Source organism: Microbacterium sp. B19 (genome assembly GCF_000333395.1).
Taxonomy (GTDB): domain Bacteria; phylum Actinomycetota; class Actinomycetes; order Actinomycetales; family Microbacteriaceae; genus Microbacterium.
The window spans coordinates 1-1,090 of the sequence record NZ_BADA01000340.1; the positions used below are offsets into that span (position 1 = coordinate 1).

The 1,090-nt window shown below is 70.3% G+C and carries 2 protein-coding genes; one reads left to right on the top strand and one right to left on the bottom strand.

Annotated elements, in window-relative coordinates; translation table 11 throughout:
* On the bottom strand, positions 1-514 hold a 514-nt coding region (locus I5G_RS22205), incomplete at its 3' end, for an FAD-dependent monooxygenase (RefSeq protein ID WP_036327953.1).
* A 116-nt stretch (positions 515-630) separates the two neighbouring features.
* Between I5G_RS22205 and I5G_RS12105 the strand changes: the two genes are divergently transcribed.
* On the top strand, positions 631-1,090 hold a 460-nt coding region (locus I5G_RS12105), incomplete at its 3' end, for an IclR family transcriptional regulator (protein ID WP_022879287.1).

Below are 1,090 nucleotides of genomic sequence, written 5' to 3' on the forward strand. Positions count from 1 at the left end.
CGACCGTGAGCCCCAGGAACTCCACGCCGTAGTCCGGCACGATGCGCGCCGGTCCGTGCGCGGCCGCCTCGGCGAAGTAGTCCAGTACCCGCGCCTGGTTGACGATGAGGTGCGGGAACTCACTGATCTTGAGCGCGTAGTCCTCGGTGCGCGTCGTGCGGATGATGCGATCCGGCGCGGCGGGGTCGGGCGCCCAGAAGTTCATCCAGCCGATGTTGTAGGCCTCGGCGGTGATGCGGTCGGCGAAGCCGAAGGCCTGGAACGTCTCGACGCTGCGGGGCTGGATGCCATCGGCCTGGCCGAGCACGAGACGTCCGTCGCGCTTCTCGATGAGGCGTGTCGTGACCTGCGGGAACTGCGACATCTGGGCGGCGAGGAGCATGCCGGCGGGTCCGGACCCGACGATGAGCACGTCCACCTCGTCGGGCAGCTCGGTCGGCCGGTCGATGCCCACGCCCGCGGCGGGCTGGATGCGCGGGTCACCGGAGACGTAGCCGTGGTGGTGGAACTGCATGGTTCTCCTGACGTCGATGTCGGGGTCACCGCGACGGAGCGGTGCTTGCGGATCTCAGGGGTGTGTTCTATATTCGAACACACCGTTCTTCTATCGAACGAGAGGCTAGCCCGCCCATGCCCGCACGGCAAGATGCGTCGCCCGCATCGCAGACGTTGAGCCGTGGCATCCGGTTGCTCGAAGAGCTCGCCGACGCGCGCGCTCCCCTGTCGATCGACGACCTCGCCGGGCGCGTCGGCCTGCACCGCTCGGTCGCGTACCGCCTGCTGCGGACCCTCGAAGACCACGGGCTCGTGACGAGGGATGCCGCGGGCGCCGTGCGCCTGGGAACCGGCCTCGCCGCGCTGGCCGCCGGTGTCGCCGCCGACCTGCAGGCGGAAGCTCTGCCCGAGCTGACATCAGCGGCGAACGACCTCGGCATGACGTGCTTCCTCGTCGTGCTCGACCACGACGAGTGCGTCACGCTCGCCAGCGTCGAACCGCGGCACTCGGTCACCGCCGTGGCGCAGCGACCGGGCGCACGGCATCCCGTCACCCGGGGCGCACCCGGTCGGGCGATCCTCGCCCAGCTGCCCC